At 68.5% G+C, this 16,846-nt stretch carries 16 protein-coding genes; 2 read left to right on the top strand and 14 right to left on the bottom strand.

What is annotated here, in order from left to right; all coding sequences use genetic code 11:
- The coding region (locus tag SZ55_RS17365) for a TOBE domain-containing protein (protein ID WP_044408887.1) at positions 1 to 338 on the top strand (338 nt) is incomplete at its 5' end.
- A 6-nt stretch (positions 339 to 344) separates the two neighbouring features.
- Here the strand turns inward: SZ55_RS17365 and SZ55_RS17360 are convergent.
- From SZ55_RS17360 to SZ55_RS17335, 6 genes are all read right to left on the bottom strand, one after another.
- Entirely contained in the window at positions 345 to 998 is a 654-nt protein-coding gene (locus SZ55_RS17360) for an HAD family hydrolase (RefSeq protein WP_044408884.1), read from the bottom strand.
- Positions 998 to 1,984 (bottom strand): ABC transporter ATP-binding protein, encoded by a 987-nt coding sequence (locus SZ55_RS17355; RefSeq protein WP_044408881.1) that lies wholly within the window; start codon positions 1,982 to 1,984, stop codon positions 998 to 1,000. Before SZ55_RS17355 ends, SZ55_RS17360 begins: the two co-directional genes overlap by 1 nt.
- Entirely contained in the window at positions 1,981 to 2,778 is a 798-nt protein-coding gene (locus SZ55_RS17350) for an ABC transporter permease (RefSeq protein WP_044408879.1), read from the bottom strand. The genes SZ55_RS17355 and SZ55_RS17350 overlap by 4 nt, the downstream gene beginning before the upstream one ends.
- The gene (locus tag SZ55_RS17345) at positions 2,765 to 3,607 is read right to left on the bottom strand and encodes an ABC transporter permease (protein WP_044408876.1); all 843 of its coding nucleotides are present in this window, start codon (positions 3,605 to 3,607) and stop codon (positions 2,765 to 2,767) included. Before SZ55_RS17345 ends, SZ55_RS17350 begins: the two co-directional genes overlap by 14 nt.
- Positions 3,604 to 4,410, bottom strand: coding sequence for an alkaline phosphatase family protein (locus SZ55_RS17340; RefSeq protein WP_044408873.1), 807 nt, complete (start codon positions 4,408 to 4,410; stop codon positions 3,604 to 3,606). The genes SZ55_RS17345 and SZ55_RS17340 overlap by 4 nt, the downstream gene beginning before the upstream one ends.
- A gap of 63 nt (positions 4,411 to 4,473) precedes the next feature.
- Positions 4,474 to 5,532 (bottom strand): ABC transporter substrate-binding protein, encoded by a 1,059-nt coding sequence (locus SZ55_RS17335; protein WP_044408870.1) that lies wholly within the window; start codon positions 5,530 to 5,532, stop codon positions 4,474 to 4,476.
- Positions 5,533 to 5,834: 302 nt separating this feature from the next.
- On the opposite strand from SZ55_RS17335, the gene SZ55_RS17330 reads away from it, so the two are divergent.
- Positions 5,835 to 6,551 carry a UTRA domain-containing protein gene (locus SZ55_RS17330; protein ID WP_044408867.1) on the top strand — a complete coding sequence of 239 codons (717 nt, stop codon included), beginning with the start codon at positions 5,835 to 5,837 and terminating at the stop codon, positions 6,549 to 6,551.
- A 6-nt stretch (positions 6,552 to 6,557) separates the two neighbouring features.
- Here SZ55_RS17330 and SZ55_RS17325 read toward each other — a convergent pair whose 3' ends face one another.
- The 8 genes from SZ55_RS17325 to SZ55_RS17290 all read right to left on the bottom strand — a co-directional run bounded on the left by SZ55_RS17325 (position 6,558) and on the right by SZ55_RS17290 (position 16,717).
- A complete protein-coding gene (locus SZ55_RS17325) occupies positions 6,558 to 8,558 on the bottom strand; it encodes a TonB-dependent receptor family protein (RefSeq protein ID WP_044408864.1) in 2,001 nt (666 codons plus the stop codon).
- Positions 8,559 to 8,661: 103 nt separating this feature from the next.
- Positions 8,662 to 9,516 carry a transporter gene (locus SZ55_RS17320; protein WP_044408861.1) on the bottom strand — a complete coding sequence of 285 codons (855 nt, stop codon included), beginning with the start codon at positions 9,514 to 9,516 and terminating at the stop codon, positions 8,662 to 8,664.
- Between the two features lie 82 nt (positions 9,517 to 9,598).
- Positions 9,599 to 11,713 carry a PQQ-dependent dehydrogenase, methanol/ethanol family gene (locus tag SZ55_RS17315; protein ID WP_044408858.1) on the bottom strand — a complete coding sequence of 705 codons (2,115 nt, stop codon included), beginning with the start codon at positions 11,711 to 11,713 and terminating at the stop codon, positions 9,599 to 9,601.
- Between the two features lie 169 nt (positions 11,714 to 11,882).
- Positions 11,883 to 12,812, bottom strand: a complete 930-nt coding sequence (gene feaR / locus SZ55_RS17310; protein ID WP_044408855.1) for a transcriptional regulator FeaR — start codon at positions 12,810 to 12,812, stop codon at positions 11,883 to 11,885.
- A 173-nt stretch (positions 12,813 to 12,985) separates the two neighbouring features.
- Positions 12,986 to 14,932, bottom strand: coding sequence for a cyclic di-GMP receptor LapD (lapD, locus tag SZ55_RS17305; RefSeq protein ID WP_044408853.1), 1,947 nt, complete (start codon positions 14,930 to 14,932; stop codon positions 12,986 to 12,988).
- A gap of 3 nt (positions 14,933 to 14,935) precedes the next feature.
- The gene (gene lapG / locus SZ55_RS17300) at positions 14,936 to 15,577 is read right to left on the bottom strand and encodes a cysteine protease LapG (protein WP_044408850.1); all 642 of its coding nucleotides are present in this window, start codon (positions 15,575 to 15,577) and stop codon (positions 14,936 to 14,938) included.
- A gap of 145 nt (positions 15,578 to 15,722) precedes the next feature.
- A complete protein-coding gene (locus SZ55_RS17295) occupies positions 15,723 to 16,124 on the bottom strand; it encodes a YbaN family protein (protein WP_044408847.1) in 402 nt (133 codons plus the stop codon).
- 8 nt (positions 16,125 to 16,132) lie between these two features.
- Positions 16,133 to 16,717 (bottom strand): UPF0149 family protein, encoded by a 585-nt coding sequence (locus SZ55_RS17290; protein WP_044408844.1) that lies wholly within the window; start codon positions 16,715 to 16,717, stop codon positions 16,133 to 16,135.
- Positions 16,718 to 16,846: the final 129 nt, after the last annotated feature.

The following is a 16,846-nucleotide window of genomic DNA, read 5'->3' as shown; positions in this document are numbered from 1 at the left end:
CTTACCAGCTGCTGACCCTCGGCCTGCCGGATAGCGGCCTCAGCGTGCGGGTGGCCCATGCGCCCGCCGAKGCGGGGCGGCGGGTGCGCTTCACGGTGCGCGCGCGTGACGTCAGCCTGAGCCTGCAGCGGCAGGCGGACAGCAGCATCCTCAACCTGCTGCCGGCCACGGTGCGCGACAGCATCCCGGCGGACAACGCCGCCCACGTGCTGGTGCGCCTGGATGTGGAAGGCACGCCGTTGCTGGCGCGCATCACCCGCTACTCCCACGACCAGCTCGGGCTGCACCCGGGCCAGGCGGTCTGGGCGCAGATCAAGTCGGTGGCGCTGCTGGCCTGAGCGGCCTCAGCGCCAGGCCAGGATCGGCCAGCCGGCCTGCTCGGCGTGGGCGCGCAGCACCGGATCGGGGTTGACCACGCGGGGGTTGTCCACCATGCCCAGCAGCGGCAGGTCGTTGCGCGAGTCGGAATAGAAGTAGGCACCGTCCAGGCGCTCGCCGTGTTCGGCCAGCCAGGCGTTCAGGCGGGTCACCTTGCCGTCGCGGTAGGTCAGCACGCCCCGGGTCTTGCCGCTGTAGTGGCCGTGTTCTTCGGCCAGGTCGATGGCCAGGACTTCCTCCACCCCCAGCCGCTCGCCGATGGCGCTCACCAGGAAGTGCGCCGAGGCGGAGATGATCAGCAGCCGGTCGCCGGCCTGGCGGTGCCCGGCCAGGCAGCGCATGGCGTCGCTGTGGATGATCGGCTCGATCACGTCTTCGACAAAGGGTTCCACCACCGAGGCGACTTCCTCGGCGGTGCGGCCCACCAGGGGCGAGAGGCTGAAGGCCATGTAGTCCTCCATGGCCAGCTTGCCCTCGGCGTAGAGGGTCATCAGCTCGTGGTCCCTGGCCAGGAACGAGTCGCGGTCGACCCAGCCAAGGTCGGCCATGTGCGCGCTCCACAGGCTGGCGCAGTCGCCGTCGATCAGGGTGTCGTCGAGGTCGAAGATCGCCAGGGTCATCACGCCACCTCCCGGACAGCGTCCGCGTCGATGCGCAGGCCGATACGCCGGCCCACCGGGTGCAGGTCGTCGGCGGAGCGGTTGAGCACGTCCACCAGCAGTTCCACGCCCTGGGCCTGGACCCGGTAGCGGATGACGTTGCCCAGCAGGCTGTGGCTGCGCACTTCGGCCTCGATGCCGCCTTCGCCCAGGGCGATGGCCTCCGGGCGGATCGCCACGCGGGCGCTGACCGGCCGTTGCAGCAGGCGGCTGGCGGCTTCGGCCTCCAGCAGGTTGTAGTTGCCGATGAAGCCGGCGGCGAAGGCGTCCACCGGGGCGGTGTAGAGGGTTTCGGCATCGCCGCTCTGGACGATGCGCCCGGCGTTCATCAGGAAGATGCGGTCGGACAGGGTCAGCGCCTCTTCCTGGTCGTGGGTGACGAAGATGGTGGTCAGCCCCAGGTCCTGCTGGATGCTGCGGATCTGCTCGCGCAGGTGCTTGCGGATGCGTGCGTCGAGGGCCGAGAGCGGCTCGTCCAGCAGCAGCAGGCGCGGGCGGGTCACCAGGGAGCGGGCCAGGGCCACGCGCTGGCACTGGCCGCCGGAAAGCTGGTGGGGGTAGCGCTCGGCGTGCTGGTCCAGCTCCACCATGGCCAGGGCTTCCTGCACGCGGCGGGCGCTGTCGTCCTTGCCGACCTTCTGCATGCGCAGGCCGAAGGCGACGTTCTGCGCAGCGGTCATGTTGGGGAACAGGGCGTAGCTCTGGAACACCATGCCGATGCCGCGCTTCTGCGGTGACAGCGGCACCAGGTCCTGGCCGTCCAGCAGGATCTGCCCGCCATCCACCTCGGTGAGGCCGGCGATGCAGCGCAGCAGGGTCGACTTGCCGCAGCCCGAGGGGCCGAGGAGGGTGACGAACTCGCCCTTGCCGATCTCGCAATCGATGTCGGTGAAGATGGTGGTCTGGCCGTAGCGTTTGTGCAGGCCGCGGATGGAGAGAAAGCTCATGCCTTGTCCTTGTTCAGACGGTTGGCTGCCCAGGTGCCCAGCAGCACGAAGAGGAAGTAGGAGATCACCAGGGCGCTGTTGAAGTGGCCACTGCTGTTGCGCATGTTGTTCAGGTACACCTGCAGGGTCTCGTAGCGGGTGCCCACCAGCAGGTTGGCGAAGACGAACTCGCCGAAGAGGAAGGAGAACGACAGGAACAGCGACACCATCAGGCCCTTGCGCAGGTTCGGCAGCACCACCAGGAAGGCGGCCTTCCAGGTGCTGGCGCCGAGCAGGTGGGCGGCGTCCATCAGGTCGCGCAGGTTGATCGCCTGGAGGTTGTTGGTGATGGCCCGGTACATGAACGGCAGGGCCACGGTGAAGTAGCAGCCGATGAGGATCCACGGCGTGCCGATCATCGCCAGCGGGCCGGAGCCGTAGAGCTGCAGCAGGCCCACCGAGGACACCACCGGCGGCACCGCGAAGGGCAGCAGGATGAGGATGTTCATCAGCGCGTCCAGCTTCGGGAAGTGGTAGTGCACCACGAACAGCAGCGGCAGGATCAGCACCACCGACAGCGCCAGGGCACCGAAGCACACCAGCAGCGACTGGCCGAAGGCGGCGAGGAAGCGGGCGTCGCTCCACAGCGCCAGGTACCACTTGAAGGTCAGCCCGTCCGGCAGGATGGTCGCCGACCAGCTGGTGGACAGCGAATAGAGCAGGGTGCCGGCCAGCGGCAGCAGCAGGATCAGGAACAGCACCCAGACCACCAGGCGGTGGTACAGGCCGGCGGCCCGGGTTTCAGCGCGCGACATGGTAGCTCCTCTTCAACAGCCACTGGTGGACGACGGTGATCAGCGCCATCAGCCCCACCAGCACCATGGCCAGGGCGCTGGCCAGGGTCGGGTTGAGGGCGATGTCGCCGGCCACCATGGCGGCGATGCGGATCGGCAGCACGTTGAAGTTGCCGGTAGTCAGCGCGTACACCGTGGCGTAGGCGCCCAGGGCGTTGGCCAGCAGGATGATGAAGGTGCCCAGTAGCGCCGGGGTCAGCACCGGCAGGCCGATGTAGCGCCAGAAGTGCCAGGTGCCGGCGCCCAGCAGCGCCGCCGACTCGCGCCAGTCCTGGCGCAGGGCGTCGAAGGCGGGGTAGAGCAGCAGCACCCCCAGGGGAATCTGGAAGTAGGTGTAGAGCACGATCAGGCCGGTCTTGGAGTAGAGGTTGAAGTCCTCGATCAGCCCGCTCTGCTTGAGCAGCAGGGTCAGCGCGCCGTTGAAGCCCAGCAGGATGATGAAGGCGAACGCCAGCGGCACCCCGGCGAAGTTGCTGGTCATGTTGGAGAAGGCCATGACGAAGTCACGCAGGCGGCTGTCCACCTGGCGCAGCGAGTAGCTGCCGAGCACGGCGATGACGATGCCGAACAGGCTCGACCAGAAGGCGATCTCCAGGCTGTGCCTGATGGCCTGCAGGTAGAACTTGGAGCTGAACACCTTGGCGTAGTTGCCCAGGCCCCAGCCTTCGGGGCTGTTCAGGCTGTTGATGGCCACCCAGGCCAGCGGGGCGATCTGGAAGACCACGAAGAAGACGGCGAAGGGTAGCAGGCACAGGAGGGCCAGCCATTTGCCGCGGTTGGCTGAATTCACTTCAACAGCTCCCGGCAGAAGGGTTTGTAGTGGGGGATGCCCAGCAGTTCGCAGAGGGTGCCGCAGAGTTCGGTCTGCAGCGGGCGGGCGGTCGGGTCGAGGCTGAAGGCGTCGCCGATGACGAACAGCGGCACTTCGCGTTCCTCCGGGAGGGTGCCGTTGTGGGAGCGGTCGGCGTTCATGCCGTGGTCGGCGGTGACCATCACCTGGTAGCCGGCATCCACCCAGCGCTGCAGGTACTCGGCGAGGATGACGTCGGCCATGCGCGCGGCGTTGCGGTACTGGGCGCTGTCCAGGCCGTGCTTGTGGCCGGCGTCGTCGATGTTCATCGGGTGCACCAGCAGCACGTCGGGGCTGTGGCGCAGGCGCAGGTGCTCGGCGTCGGCGAACAGGTGCGCGTCGGGGTAGTGGTCGGCCCAGTAGAAGTGCCCGTACTGGATGGGCAGCTCGGGGGCCTCGGTGTGGCGGTCGCGGGCCGGGTCGAAGGGCGAGCGGTTGTACAGCTCGCTGAACCAGTGGTAGGCCGCGGCCGCGGTGCTGAGCCCGGCGTCGCGGGCGATGTGGAACAGGCTGCGCTCGCGGGACAGCCGCGAGACGTCGTTGTGGACGATGCCGCTGTCGATGGGCGGCACGCCGGTGAGGATGCATTCGTAGAGCGGGCGCGACAGCGCCGGCAGCTCGCAATCCAGGCGGTACAGCGCGGCACGGTCGGCGGCGCACCAGGCGAGCAGGTGGCCCATGGCGTGGCTGGCCACCGGGTGGTTCAGCCCGTCGAGCAGGACGAGGACGGCTTTTCTCTTCATTCTGACTGCCTCAAGCGGGGGCTCGCCCCGGCGCGCGTGGCGCACCGGGGCGGGCGACCGGGCTTATTCCATCTCGATGATGACCTGCTCCTGCCATTGCTGCGGCAGGGCCTTCGAGGTGGCTTCCCAGGCCTTGGCATCCTTGATCGGCTGGACCTTGGCGTACTGCTCGTTGGGCAGCAGCTTGGCCTGCACCTCGGCCGGCAGGGTCAGGTGCTCGGCGCGGATCGGGCGGGCGTTGCCCTTGGCCAGGTTGATCTGGCCGGCGTCGCTGAAGATGTACTCGCGGGCCAGCTTCGCGGCGTTCGGGTTCTTGGCGTACTTGTTGATGATGGTGGTGTAGCCGGAGATCACCGAGCCGTCGGAGGGGATCAGCACCTCGAAGCGGCTGGGGTCGATCTGGTCACGGTAGGAGAGGCCGTTGAAGTCCCAGACGATGCCCACTTCCACCTCGCCCTTCTCCAGGGTCTGGATGGTCGGGTTGGACAGCGACAGGCGCTTCTGCTTGGCGATCTCGGCGAAGAATTCCAGGCCCGGCTGGATGTTCTTCTCGTCACCGCCGTTGGCGATAGCGGCGGCCAGCACGCCGTTCACCGCCTGGGCGGCGGCGCTGACGTCACCGATGGCGACCTTGTACTTGCCCTTCTTCAGGTCCGCCCAGGACTTGGGCACTTCCTTGACCAGCTGCTTGTTGACGATGAAGGCGATGGAGCCGGTGTAGGCGAGGGCCCAGTGGCCGTCGGCATCCTTGGCCCAGGCGGGGACCTGCTCCCAGGTGCTGGGCTTGTAGGGTTGGGTAACACCCTGCTCCTTGGCGATGGGGCCGAAGGCGGCGCCGACGTCACCGATGTCGGCGGTGGCGTTGTCCTTCTCGGCGGCGAACTTGGCGATTTCCTGCGCCGAGCTCATGTCGGTGTCCATGTGCTTGAGGCCGTACTTCTTCTCCAGGTCGACCCAGGTGTCCTTCCAGTTGGCCCAGCTGTCGGGCATGCCCACGCTGTTCACGGCGCCTTCCTTGCGGGCGGCTTCTTCGAGGGTCTTCAGGGCAGCGTCGTCAGCCATGGCCAGGTTGCTCATGGCCAGGGTCGTTCCAATCAGTGAAGCCAGCAGCAGGCGTTTCATATGAAGCTCCTTAGCGGGGTTGTGTTGTTGGTCTAGATCAGCAAGACCCAGGCCAATCTAATGGCCCTGGATGACGGTTTTATTTCACGGCACACCGCGACCTCGCCTGCGGTCGCGGCGAGAGCAAGCGTAGACCATGGCTACAAGGTGGATGGCGCGTGGGCTGGGGCTATGCTCCTGGCATGGGCCATGCAGGCGCGGGGTGGTGTCACGGAACGGTCATGCAGGCTGCCTAGGATGGCGACGACCCCGCCGGCACCGCACTTTTATGGTGCTGGTCTATTCCAGACTGGAGTCTTTCGATGCGCGATGAGGCGCCCCGTACCGTAACCGCCATCTGCCATGCACTGCAGGCGCAGATCGAGCACGGCCTGCTGCCCCTGGGTGGCAAGCTGCCGGCCGAGCGCCGGCTCAGCGAGCTGTTCGACACCACCCGCATCACCCTGCGCGAGGCGCTGGGGCAACTGGAGGCCCAGGGGCTGATCTACCGCGAGGAGCGTCGTGGCTGGTTCGTTTCGCCGCCGCGGCTGGCCTACAACCCGCTGGTGCGCAGCCACTTCCACGCGATGGTGGCCGAGCAGGGGCGGGTGCCGGGGACGGAGGTGCTGGGGGCGCGGCTGATCCCGGCCAGCGTGGAGATCTGCGAGCTGCTGGAGTTGCCGGCACTGTCCAGCGTCTACCAGATCCGCCGGGCCCGGCGGGTGGATGGGCGGCTGGTGCTGTACGTGGAGCATTACCTGAACCCGGCGTACTTCCCCGGCATCATCGAGTTCGACCTGACCCGCTCGCTCACCGAGCTGTATGCCAGCGAGTACGCCATCCGCTACGGGCGGGTGCGCTTCGACATGGTGCCCACCGCGCTGCATCCGGAGGCCGCCACCCACCTGAAGGTGACCGCCGGCAGCCCGGCGCTGAAGATCACCCGCATCAACCGCGACCAGCACGGTCGGTTGATCGACTGCGACCTGGAGTTCTGGCGCCACGACGCCATCCACGTCAGCGTCGAGGTGCCGGAGTAACGCCCTTCAGAAGCTCAGGCTGGCGCCGGCATAGATAACGCGGCCGGGGCCGGGCTCGAAGTAACGGGCGTTGCCGTCGTTGATGCGGATGTTGTCGTAGTAGTCCCGGCCGAACAGGTTGTCGATGCCCAGGTAGGGCTCCAGCGCCTGGCCGTTCCATTCCAGGCGGGTGCCGAGGCGGGCGTTGACCAGGGTGTAGCCGCCGACCCGCACGTTGTTAGCGTTCTCGGCGTAGAGCCGGTCCTGGGTGACGCAGTTGAGGCGGGCGTAGCCGCCGTCCCATTCGTAGGCCACTTCGGCGAACAGCGACTGGCGCGGGATGCCGGGGATGGCGTTGTGGCCGTAGTCGGCGTTGCCGCTCTTGAACTCGATGAAGCGGTAGTCGTTGTAGCTGTACGAGGCGGCCAGGCGCCAGTGCGGGTCGAGGCGCCAGTCCAGGCTCAGTTCCACGCCGTCGCGGCGGGACTTGCCGGCGTTGGCGTAGTAGGTGATGCCGCTGCCGTAGGGCACCAGTTCGTCGTCCAGGTCGATGCGGTAGAGCGCCGCTTCGTAGCGCAGGTCGTTCCATTCGCCTTTCAGGCCCACTTCGCGGTTGGTGGCCTGGGCCGGGCCGAGTGCGGGGTTGAAGCCGCCGCCGGCCGGGTTGGCCAGTTCGTTGGCGGTGGGCGTTTCGAAGGAGGTGGCGTAGCGCGCGTAGAGCACGTGGTGCGCGTCCAGCCGGTAGCTCAGGCCCAGGCTGCGGTTCCAGTCGCTGTAGGTGCGGGCGCTGGAGTCGTCGCCGTTGCTGAGGAAGCGGTCGTCCACCTCCAGTTTCACGCTGTCGCGGCGCAGCCCGAGGGTGGCCTGCCAGCGCTCGCCGAGCTGGATCGCGTCCTCCAGGAACAGGCCCTGGCTGCGGGCCTGTTCCCGTTGCTCCAGGGTCAGGGCGCCGGTACGGCCGTCGAGGTTGTTGTGGCGGTCGCGGTCGTCGCGCTGGGCTTCCAGGTCGAGGCCGCCGGTGAGCCGCTGGGGCAGGCCGAACCACTCGGCGTGGTGGGTGTACTGGGCGCCAAGGCCGCTGAACAGGCGGTCGTAGCGGGTCTGGCCGTTGTTCTGCAGGGGCAGGCGGTTGCCGAACTGGCGGCTGCCGACCCAGCTGCGCAGCAGGTAGCTGTCGTCGCCGGCGGCCTGGCCTTCCCAGGTCAGCGCCAGGCGCTGCTGGCGGATGCGTTCGTCGGAGTTGAAGCGCAGGCTCTGGGCCCGCGCCTGGCTGCGGTCGGCGCGGACTTCGGCGCGGGTCAGGGCGCCGGGGTCTTCGGAGCGGTTGTCCAGGGCGCTGAGGCTGAGCCCGAGGCGGCCGGCCTCGGCCTGCCAGGCGAGCTTGCCGGTGAAGCTGTTGGCTTCGGCGCGGCCGTGGTCGCGGTAGCCGTCCAGCTGGGTGCTGTTGAAGGCCAGCAGGCCGCCGAGGTTGTCGACGCTGCCGCTGGTCTCGGCGCGCACGCGGTGGTAGCCGAGGCCGCCGGCGCTGACATCCAGTTGGCTGAAGGGCGTTTCCCCCGGTTCGCGGGTGCGGATGGCCAGCACGCCGCCGGCGGCGTTGCCGTAGCTGCTGGCGGCCGGGCCGCGGATCACTTCGAGGCTTTCCACCAGGGCGGTGTCGACGCCGTCCATTTCGGTCTGGCCGTCGGGCATGGTCAGCGGCACGCCGTCCACCAGCACCCGCACGCCGCGCACGCCGAAGCTGGAGCGGGCGCCGAAGCCTCGGATGGCGATGCGCATGCCCTGGGCGAAGTTGTAGCGGCTCTGCACGTAGGTGCCGGGCACCTGGGCGAGCTGGGTGTCGAGGGTCAGGCCCTGTTCACCGGGGCGGTTGGCGGTCTCCACGGCGCTGACGGCGACCGGGGCCGTGAGCCAGTCGGTGCGGGTGCGCGAGGCGGTGATCTCCAGCGGGTCCAGTTCGGCGACTTCCTCGGCCAGCAGCGGGCTGGAGGCGGCGAGCAGGGACAGGGTCAGGGCGGCGGGCTTCATGGCGTGTCGGTCTTATGTCGGGCTCGGGCTGTGCCGATCATAGGGGCCCGTGCCGGGGGATGCACGGCACGGGCCCTGGGCCTTTGGTAGGAGGCGGTGGGGGTCAATAGAAGTAGGCGAGGCGGAATTGCAGGGAGTTGTCGATCTTCACGCCCTCGCGCACCTGGGTGTCGTGCATCACCTGGCCCATCAGCTGCAGCTGCTTGTTGACCATGGTGGCCAGGGAGACGCCCACGGTGCCGTTGTCGCGGCTGGTGGCCAGGGTCTGGCCGTCGAGGGTTTCGCGGCCGCCCCAGTTATGCCGGTAGGTGAGGGCGGCGTAGGTTTCGGGGGTGAAGTTGTAGCGTAGGTGGTTGTGCAGCTGGATCAGCGGGTCCTTCCTGGCATCGGTGCTGCGCTGGTCGCCGTAGAACTCGGTTTCGGCGATGACGTCCCAGCTGATGCGCTCGGTGAGGCCCTTGATGTAGCCGACCTGGAAGTCCACCGCCCAGCGGTTGTTGCTGAGGGCGAAGCCGTCGTTCTTGTCGCTGCCGGTGGGGGCGGTGACGAACACCGACCAGCCCAGGTGCTCGTTGCGCGCCAGGTCGCCAATGGTCCACAGGGTGCCGCCGAAGGTGATGTCGCCGAGGCCCGAGGTGCGGGTGTCGCTGGCGCCCACCTCCTGGGTGCCGAAGGGGATGACGATCTGCGGGTCCCAGGTGTAGCCGGTGCCGAAGAAGTCGGTGAAGTGGATCAGCCTGAGCACGCCGACGGTCATGTCCAGGTCGAGGTTGTCGGCCACCTTGTGGCCGCCGGAGTAGACCTCGTCGCCCCGTGGGTTCTGCTGGTAGAGCACCACCACGTCGGTGCCCTTGGGCAGGGCGGTGTAGTCGCCGGCATCGGGCTTGACGTCGGCCTGGGCGAAGGGGGCGGCCAGCAGCAGGCCGGTGGCGAGGGTAAGGGCGTGGCGTGTGGGCATGGCGGGGCTCTCTTGTTGTTTTTCGGGCATGGCTGCGCCCGGACGGCGCCCGGGTGGGCGTCGCCTGGGAACAGCGGTGGTGTCAGTGGGGGGCGTCGGCCTGTTTCAGCTCGGCCTGGAGGTCATGGGTGCGCTTGACCAGGTACTGGCGGATCAGCTCCATGTCCTCGGGCTTGAGGATGTCGGAGAAGTTGGGCATGCCGCGCCGCATCAGCGCGCCGCTGAGGTAGGCGGGGAAGGCGGCGTGCTTGTCGGCGGTGAGGTAGCGCAGGTCCGGGACTTCGCCGCCGCTGATGGCGTTGAGGCCGTGGCAGCCGGCGCACAGGCCGTTGAACAGGTCGCGGGCCTGGGCCAGTTGCGCGGGCGTGGCGTTCAGCGGCAGGTCGGCGTTGGGGAACACCGGGGCTTCGCGCGGCGGTGGCAGTTCGCCCTTGGCACCCAGCTTGAAGGCGATGACCCGGGCTTCGGCGCGCACCTTGCCCTTGTTGGTCAGCGGGCCGGTGAGGCGCGGGATGATGCCGCCCCAGCCCACGGAGAAGGCGACGTACTGCTCGCCGTTGACGCTGTAGGTGACCGGGCCGGCCATGACGCCGGAGTTGGCGCGGTGCTCCCAGAGGGTGTCGCCCTTGTCGGCGCTGTAGGCCACCACGCGGCCATCGGCGGTGCCCTGGAACACCAGGTTGCCGGCGGTGCTGAGGGTGCCGCCGTTACCTGCGCCGGCGTAGGGGTGGGACCAGGCCGGGGCCTGGCGCACCGGGTCCCAGGCGATCAGTTCGCCGGTCCAGGCGTTGCGGATCTGCTCCAGCACCTTGGGGTCTTCCGGCAGGCTGGGCACGTCGAGGCCGAAGTTCACCACCGATTTGTTGGGCAGGAACATCGGCTCCTTGGCCGCCTTCAGCTCGGCCAGGGTGTGCTGGGCGGGGATGTAGACGTAGCCGGTGACGGGGTTGAAGGACATGGGGTGCCAGTTGTGCCCGCCGAGGAAGCTGGGCTGCACCACCTTGGGCTCCTTGGCGTAGTCGGCGGCGCCGGTGAGGATGGGCCGGCCGGTGGCGAGGTCGATGCCGCTGGCCCAGTTCACCGGGACGTAGTTGCGGGCAGAGAGCAGCTTGCCGTTGGTGCGGTCGAGCACATAGAAGAAGCCGTTCTTCGGCGCCTGCATCAGCACCTTGCGCAGCTGCCCGTCGATCTTCAGGTCGGCGAGGATCATGTGCTGGGTGGCGGTGTAGTCCCAGCGGTCCTGGGGGGTGACCTGGTAGTGCCAGACGTACTCGCCGCTGTCCGGGCGCAGGGCAACGATGGAGGAGACGAACAGGTTGTCGCCCTTGCCGTTGCTGCGGAACTGGTAGTTCCACGGCGAGCCGTTGCCGGTGCCGATGTAGAGCAGGTCCAGCTCGGGGTCGTAGGCCATGGAGTCCCACACGGTGCCGCCGCCGCCCCACTTGACCCAGCCGTCGCCGTCCCAGGTCTTCAGCGCCATGGCCATGGCCTTGTTCTCGGGGGGTAGCTTGGGGTCGCCGGGGACGGTGTAGAAGCGCCAGGCCTCCTGGCCGGTCTCGGCGTCGTAGGCGGTGACGTAGCCGCGCACGCCGAACTCGGCGCCGCCGTTGCCGATCAGTACCTTGCCCTTGACGATGCGCGGGGCGCCGGTGATGGAGTAGCTCTTGCTGCGGTCGAGGATGGTGTCGACGCTCCACACCGGCTTGCCGGTGGCGGCGTCGAGGGCGATCAGCCGGCCGTCGAAGTTGCCGACGTAGACCTTGCCGTTCCACACCGCCACGCCCCGGTTGACCGGACCGCAGCAGCCCTGGCCGAGGTTCTCCGGCGGGACCTGGGGGTCGTACTTCCACAGCACGGCGCCGCTGGTGGCGTCGAGGGCGTAGACCACGCTGAAGGCGCTGGTGGTGTACATCACGCCGTCGACCACGATGGGGGTGGCTTCGACGCCGAAGTCCAGCTCCAGCTTGGTGGTCCAGGCCAGGCCGAGCTGGCCGACGTTGCCGGCGTTGACCTGGTCCAGCGGGCTGAAGCGCTGTTCGTCGTAGGTGCGGCCGTGGCTCATCCAGTTGCCCGGCTCGCGGTCGGCCTGGACCAGGCGCTGGGCGTCGACACGGGCGGGGCCGGTGGCATCGGCGGCGACGCCCGGCAGGCTGGAAAGCAGAAGGGGCAGCCCTATCAGCAGCGGAAGGGTCTTCACGGTCGTGGTACTCCGACTCAGGGTTTCTTGTTATGGGGGCCCGCTCGCGGCGGACCACAGGGTGGCAGCGGCACGGGTGCCTGGGGGTATTAGAGGGTTGGCCCCGGCCGGTCGCTTGACCCTGGCTGCCATTCTTTCTTGGCATTCCTTGCCAGGCCGGGGCGGAGGGTCAGGCGCAATGGGCCCGTGCGCGGTAGTCCCGGGGCGACAGCTCGAACTGGCGCTTGAAGGCGCGGCTGAAGTGGGCGGCGTCGAAGAAGCCCCATTTGAAGGCGATTTGGGTGATGGACTCGTGGCGCAGCACCTGGGCGCTGAGGTCCTGGGCGACCTTGTCCAGGCGCGCGCGCTGGATGTAGCGGCAGACGCTCTCGCCCTGGTCTTCGAACAGCCGGTACAGCCGCCGCACCGAGATGTGCAGGCGCTCGGCGAGCAGGGCGGGGGACAGTTCGGCGTCCTGCAGGGATTCGCCGATCAGTTGCAGCGCCACGCCGTAGAGATCGCCGGTGTGCTCGGGCAGCGCCTCGACACGTTCGGCCAGGGCCGGCACCAGCAGCGCCAGCAGGGCGTCCTGCAGGGCCTGGCCGTCGGCGCTGGGGTCGAGGGTGCCGGCGCTGTCGCCGATGGAGCCCACCAGCGCGCGGATCATCCGGCTCGACAGGCTGTTGCGGGCCAGGCGGCCGAAGGGCTGCTGGCCCTGGAAGTGCTCCATGACCCGCTGCCGGGCCAGGTGCACCGAGACGTTTTCGATCAGGCCCTGGGGGCGGATCTCGAAGGGCAGGGCGGAATCCACCAGGGCGAAGTCCCCGGCGTGCAGCTCCAGTTCCAACCCGCGCTGGCGGATGCACTGGCGCCCGCTGCGCTGGAAGATCAGGAAGCAGTGGCGGTCGTCCTCGCCGTCCACGCCCACCCGTTCCCGGGCGATCAGCCCGGCGTTGGTGCGGATGTGCGCCGTTTCCAGCGGGCCGATGCAATGCGCGTGGATGTCGCCGATGAACTGGTTGTGCTGGGTGGATGGGCGGGTCTCGAAATTGCCGCAGACCGCGCGCAGGGACTGGCTGAAGGTGTCGAACGCGGCAAGGGTGCGAGTCGGAAAGGCCATGGCCGTCTCCTGTTCTTGTTTTTCGTTAACATATTATCGATGCCGGCATGGAGCAAGGAAAAAGCGCGGCGAAGGGGAGGGCGTCAGGGCATGAACGAGGCGCCCCGTCACCGGGGCGCAATGGGGACACCGTCAGAAAACCCGGTGGGTGCTGGCGGTGCCCCGGGGCGGGATCAGTCCTTCCAGGGCGCTGGCGCACCCACCAGGCGGCCCATGGCGCCGAGGATGCCGAGGGCCTTGAGCGCCTCCAGTTCGCCGGCGCTCTCCACCATCTCGGCGATCAGCGGCAGGTCGATGCTGTTGGTGGCGCGGTACACGGCTTCGATGAACACCCGCTTGTCCTGCTCCACGTCCAGGTGGCGGATGTAGGCGCCGTCCACTTTCAGGTAGGCGAGGCCGAGGTGGGTGAGGTTGCCGATCAGGCTGAAGCGCCCGCCGAAGTGCTGCAGGCCGATGTTGAAGCCGGCGTCGCGCACCCGCTGGCTGAAGGCTTCCAGCTCGGCGGGCGGGGGCAGGTGGCGTTCGTCCACCTCCAGGGTCATCAGGGTGCTGTGCTGCGGGTGGGCCTTGAGCACGGCCAGCAGGCGGTCCTGGGTGGCGGCATCGCGCAGGGTGGCGGCGGAAAGGCTCAGGGCCAGCGGGGCGGGGTGCAGATCGAGGTGGTCGAGGGTGTGCTCGAGCATCGCCAGGTCGAAGCGGGTGGCCCAGCCCAGGCGCTCGATCCAGGGCAGGAAGCGGCCGGCGGCGACGGCTTCGCCCTGGGGGTCGAGCAGGCGCGCGAGCACCTTGTGGTGCAGCAGGCGACCGGTGTCGGCGCACTCCACCACGGGTTGGAAGTAGAGCTGCAGCTTGCCTTCGTTGAGGGCCTGGTCGATCCAGCCGCGCCAGTCGTGCAGGCCCTGGCCGGCGTTGGCCTGGAAGTCGTCGAGGCGCTCCCAGTGGCGCGAGGGGTTGCTCTGGGCCTGGGCCAGGGCCTGGTCGGCACGGGCGAGGACGTCGGCCGGGTTCTCCCCGGGGCGGAAGGCGGCGATGCCCAGGTGGGCGACCGGAGTGCAGTCGCTGGCGCCGGTGGCGCGCAGGTTCTCCAGGGCGGCGCTGAGCACGGTGGCGAGGCGGTCGGCGCCGTCGCCTTCAAGGCCGGGGGCCAGCAGGGTGAACTCGCCACCGCGGTTGCGCGAGGCGAACCAGTCGGGCGTGCCGCTTTCGGCCAGGGCATGGCCGAGCACTTCGCCGACATCGCGGATCAGCGCGTCGGTGCGCTGGCCGCCCAGGCGCTGGTTGAGCCCGCCGAGGTCGTTGACCCGCAGCAGCACCAGGTAGCCGTCGGCGTTCTGCTCGGACGGGTCGAGCTGGTTGGCCAGGCGGGCGTCGAACTGGCGGCGGTTGGCCAAGCCGGTGAGGGTGTCCTGGTAGGCCTCTTCGCGAAGCTTTTCGCTGCGGGCGGCCTCTTCGGCGAACAGGGTCTTGAGCTTGTCGACCATCTGGTTCATGGCCAGCACCACGCGCTTGAGCTCGGGGGTGCGCGGTACGCGGGGCAGGGTGAGGAATTCGCGGCGGCTGATGGCCTGGGCCTGCTGGACCATGTTGTCCAGCGGGCGCAACTGGGTGCGCAGGAGGAAGCCGCCGAGCACGGCGCTGACCAGCCCGCACACCAGCAGCCAGGCGAGCATGCCCAGGGCGCTGTCCCACAGCTTGGCCAGGGCGAACTGCGGGTGGCTGACCACCTCGACCCGCGCGGCCTGCTCCCAGCCGCGCATGATCAGCGCATCGCCGCCCTGGGGACGGAGGTCGACGATGCGGGCGAACCACTGCGGGACGGTGCCGGTGACGGTGTCGGTCTGGCGCTCCACCTGCACCTCGCCGTCGCTGATGCGCACCACGCGGATGCGAGCGAAGTAGCCGCTGTCGAAGATGGAACTGACCATCAGCTCCAGCATGGCCGGGTCGTCCACGTGGGGCGTCATGGACAGCGCCAGGGCGGTGGCGGCGTCCTGGGCGTGGGAGCGCAGCTGGCTGCGCAGCTGCTCGCGGGAGCTTTCCACGCCGGCCAGGAAGCTCCCGGTGAAGGCCACCACCAGGAACAGGCAGATCGCCAGAAACAGCTGCTTGAGTAACGACATCGTCTATCCCTCTCCGATCGGGAAGCCTTCGGCGCGCATCTTCTGCAGGATGTCCTGCCAGCGCGAGAGCTTCTTGCTGTCACCACTGCGCTTGCCCCCGGTGTAGAGCCCCTCGGCGTTGAAGGCGTAGACCGGCAGCAGGTCCTTGCGCTGGGAGGCGGGGCGGATGTCGCTGATCAGGTTGTCCAGGACCAGCGGGTCCGCCGTGGGGGTGGCGTAGAAGGTGAGCACCATGTGCGCCTGGTTGTAGTTCAGCGCCTTGACGTAGGTGATGCGCAGCTTCTCGGCGGGAATGCCGAGGCGGCGCAGGGTGAAGTACTTGGCGATGGAGTAGTCCTCGCAGTCGCCGGCGCCTTTGACCAGGGCCTCGATGGGGGTGGCCCAGTAGTCGTTCTGGCCCCAGTTGCGCTGGTCGTCGACGAAACGCAGCTTGGCGTTGAAGAAGCGGTTGACGGCGGTGAGCTTGTCCTTCTCCGGCAGCTCGCCGCTGCGCTGGATCAGGTCGCTCCAGTCGAGGATGCGCTGGCGCGCCGGGCCGAGGTTGCCGTAGCGCTTCTCGGCGTTCTTGAGGATCACCTCGAAGTCCCAGTCGGCCAGGGCGAGCAGGCTGAGCAGGGCGCAGGCGACCAGCAGCAGCCACGCCATGCGCGGTCCGGCTGTGCGGGAGTGCTGGTGGTGCCCTAGCTGCATCGTCAGGGTCTCCGCCCCTTGGGTTCATGCAGTCTAGGCAGGCACCTGGCCTTTTGCCTTGCAGGGCGGTCGGAAAGTTCGGGAGGGCGTCGGGGCCGCGTCAGTCGCGGTGCAGGGTCTTCTGCCGAAGGATGTAGACGCTGACCAGCACCGCGCTGGTGAGCATGAAGCCCTGTGCCCAGGGGCGCGGCACCAGGTAGCAGGAGAACAGGATGCTCGCCCACATCAGCACCAGGGCGTAGACCTTGCCGCGCAGGGGGATGCCGTTGCCTTCGAGGTAGTCACGGATCCACGGGCCCAGGTGGGGGTGGTCCACCAGCCAGTGGTAGAAGCGCTCGGAGCTGCGCACGAAGCAGGCCGCCGCCAGCAACAGGAAGGGGGTGGTGGGCAGCACCGGCAGGAAGATGCCGATGACCCCCAGGGCGACGCTCAGCCAGCCGATGCACAGCAGTCCATAGCGGACCGCTGCGCTGCGGGCGCGGGGGATGTCGCCGTGGGCCATCGCGTGACTCAGTGGCGCGGCTTGAGCAGGGCGGGCTTTTCTTCGGGGGCGTGGCAGAGCAGGAACAGGGCGGTCAGCAGTTCGGGGATCTGCTCGATCATTTCGTCGACCAGGTTGCGATCGGCGGCGATGTCGGCGAATTCCGGCTGCTCGTCGAACAGGCCCGAGCCCACCATGATCGGCAGCAGCAGTTCGCTGACTTCCTCTTCGGCGTGTTCGAACCAGGCGGCTTCACGCAGGAACACGCCTTCCATGAAGCCGATGCACCAGCCGCGCAGGTCGGAGTCGTCGGGCTCGTCGCCCAGGTCCAGGTCGCAGGGCAGTTCGAGGTCTTCGTCGCTGGCCAGTTGGCGGGCGATGTGGGCCTTGAGCTGGAGGAGGGCTTCTTCGATGGCTTCGTGCTCGGCGGCGTCGCGGTAGTGCGGCGGCTCGGCGAACAGGGCGTCGATCCACTCGCGGTCCGGCACCGGCTCGGGGGAGATGTTCAGGGCCGTCAGGTAGCCGTGGGCTGCCACGTAGTCCAGGGCTTCCTCGTGCAGGTCGTCGGCATCGAGAAAGGCTTGCAGGCGGGACAGTTGCTCAGCGAAGGACATCGGGGGGACTACCTTGAGGGGATAAATGAGCGTGGATTCTAGTCCAGTGCGCCGCAGGCGGCAAAAGCCGCGGCGATGGGTGAGGGCATCGCGACGGGCGGGCTGACGTATAATGCGCGGCTTGTTTCG

Origin of the sequence: Pseudomonas sp. FeS53a (assembly GCF_000931385.1) — a bacterium.
In the GTDB taxonomy this organism is placed as follows: Bacteria; Pseudomonadota; Gammaproteobacteria; order Pseudomonadales; family Pseudomonadaceae; genus Metapseudomonas; species Metapseudomonas otitidis.
The sequence above is the reverse complement of the archived record's forward strand: the minus strand, read 5'-3'. Positions and strand labels throughout refer to the sequence as shown.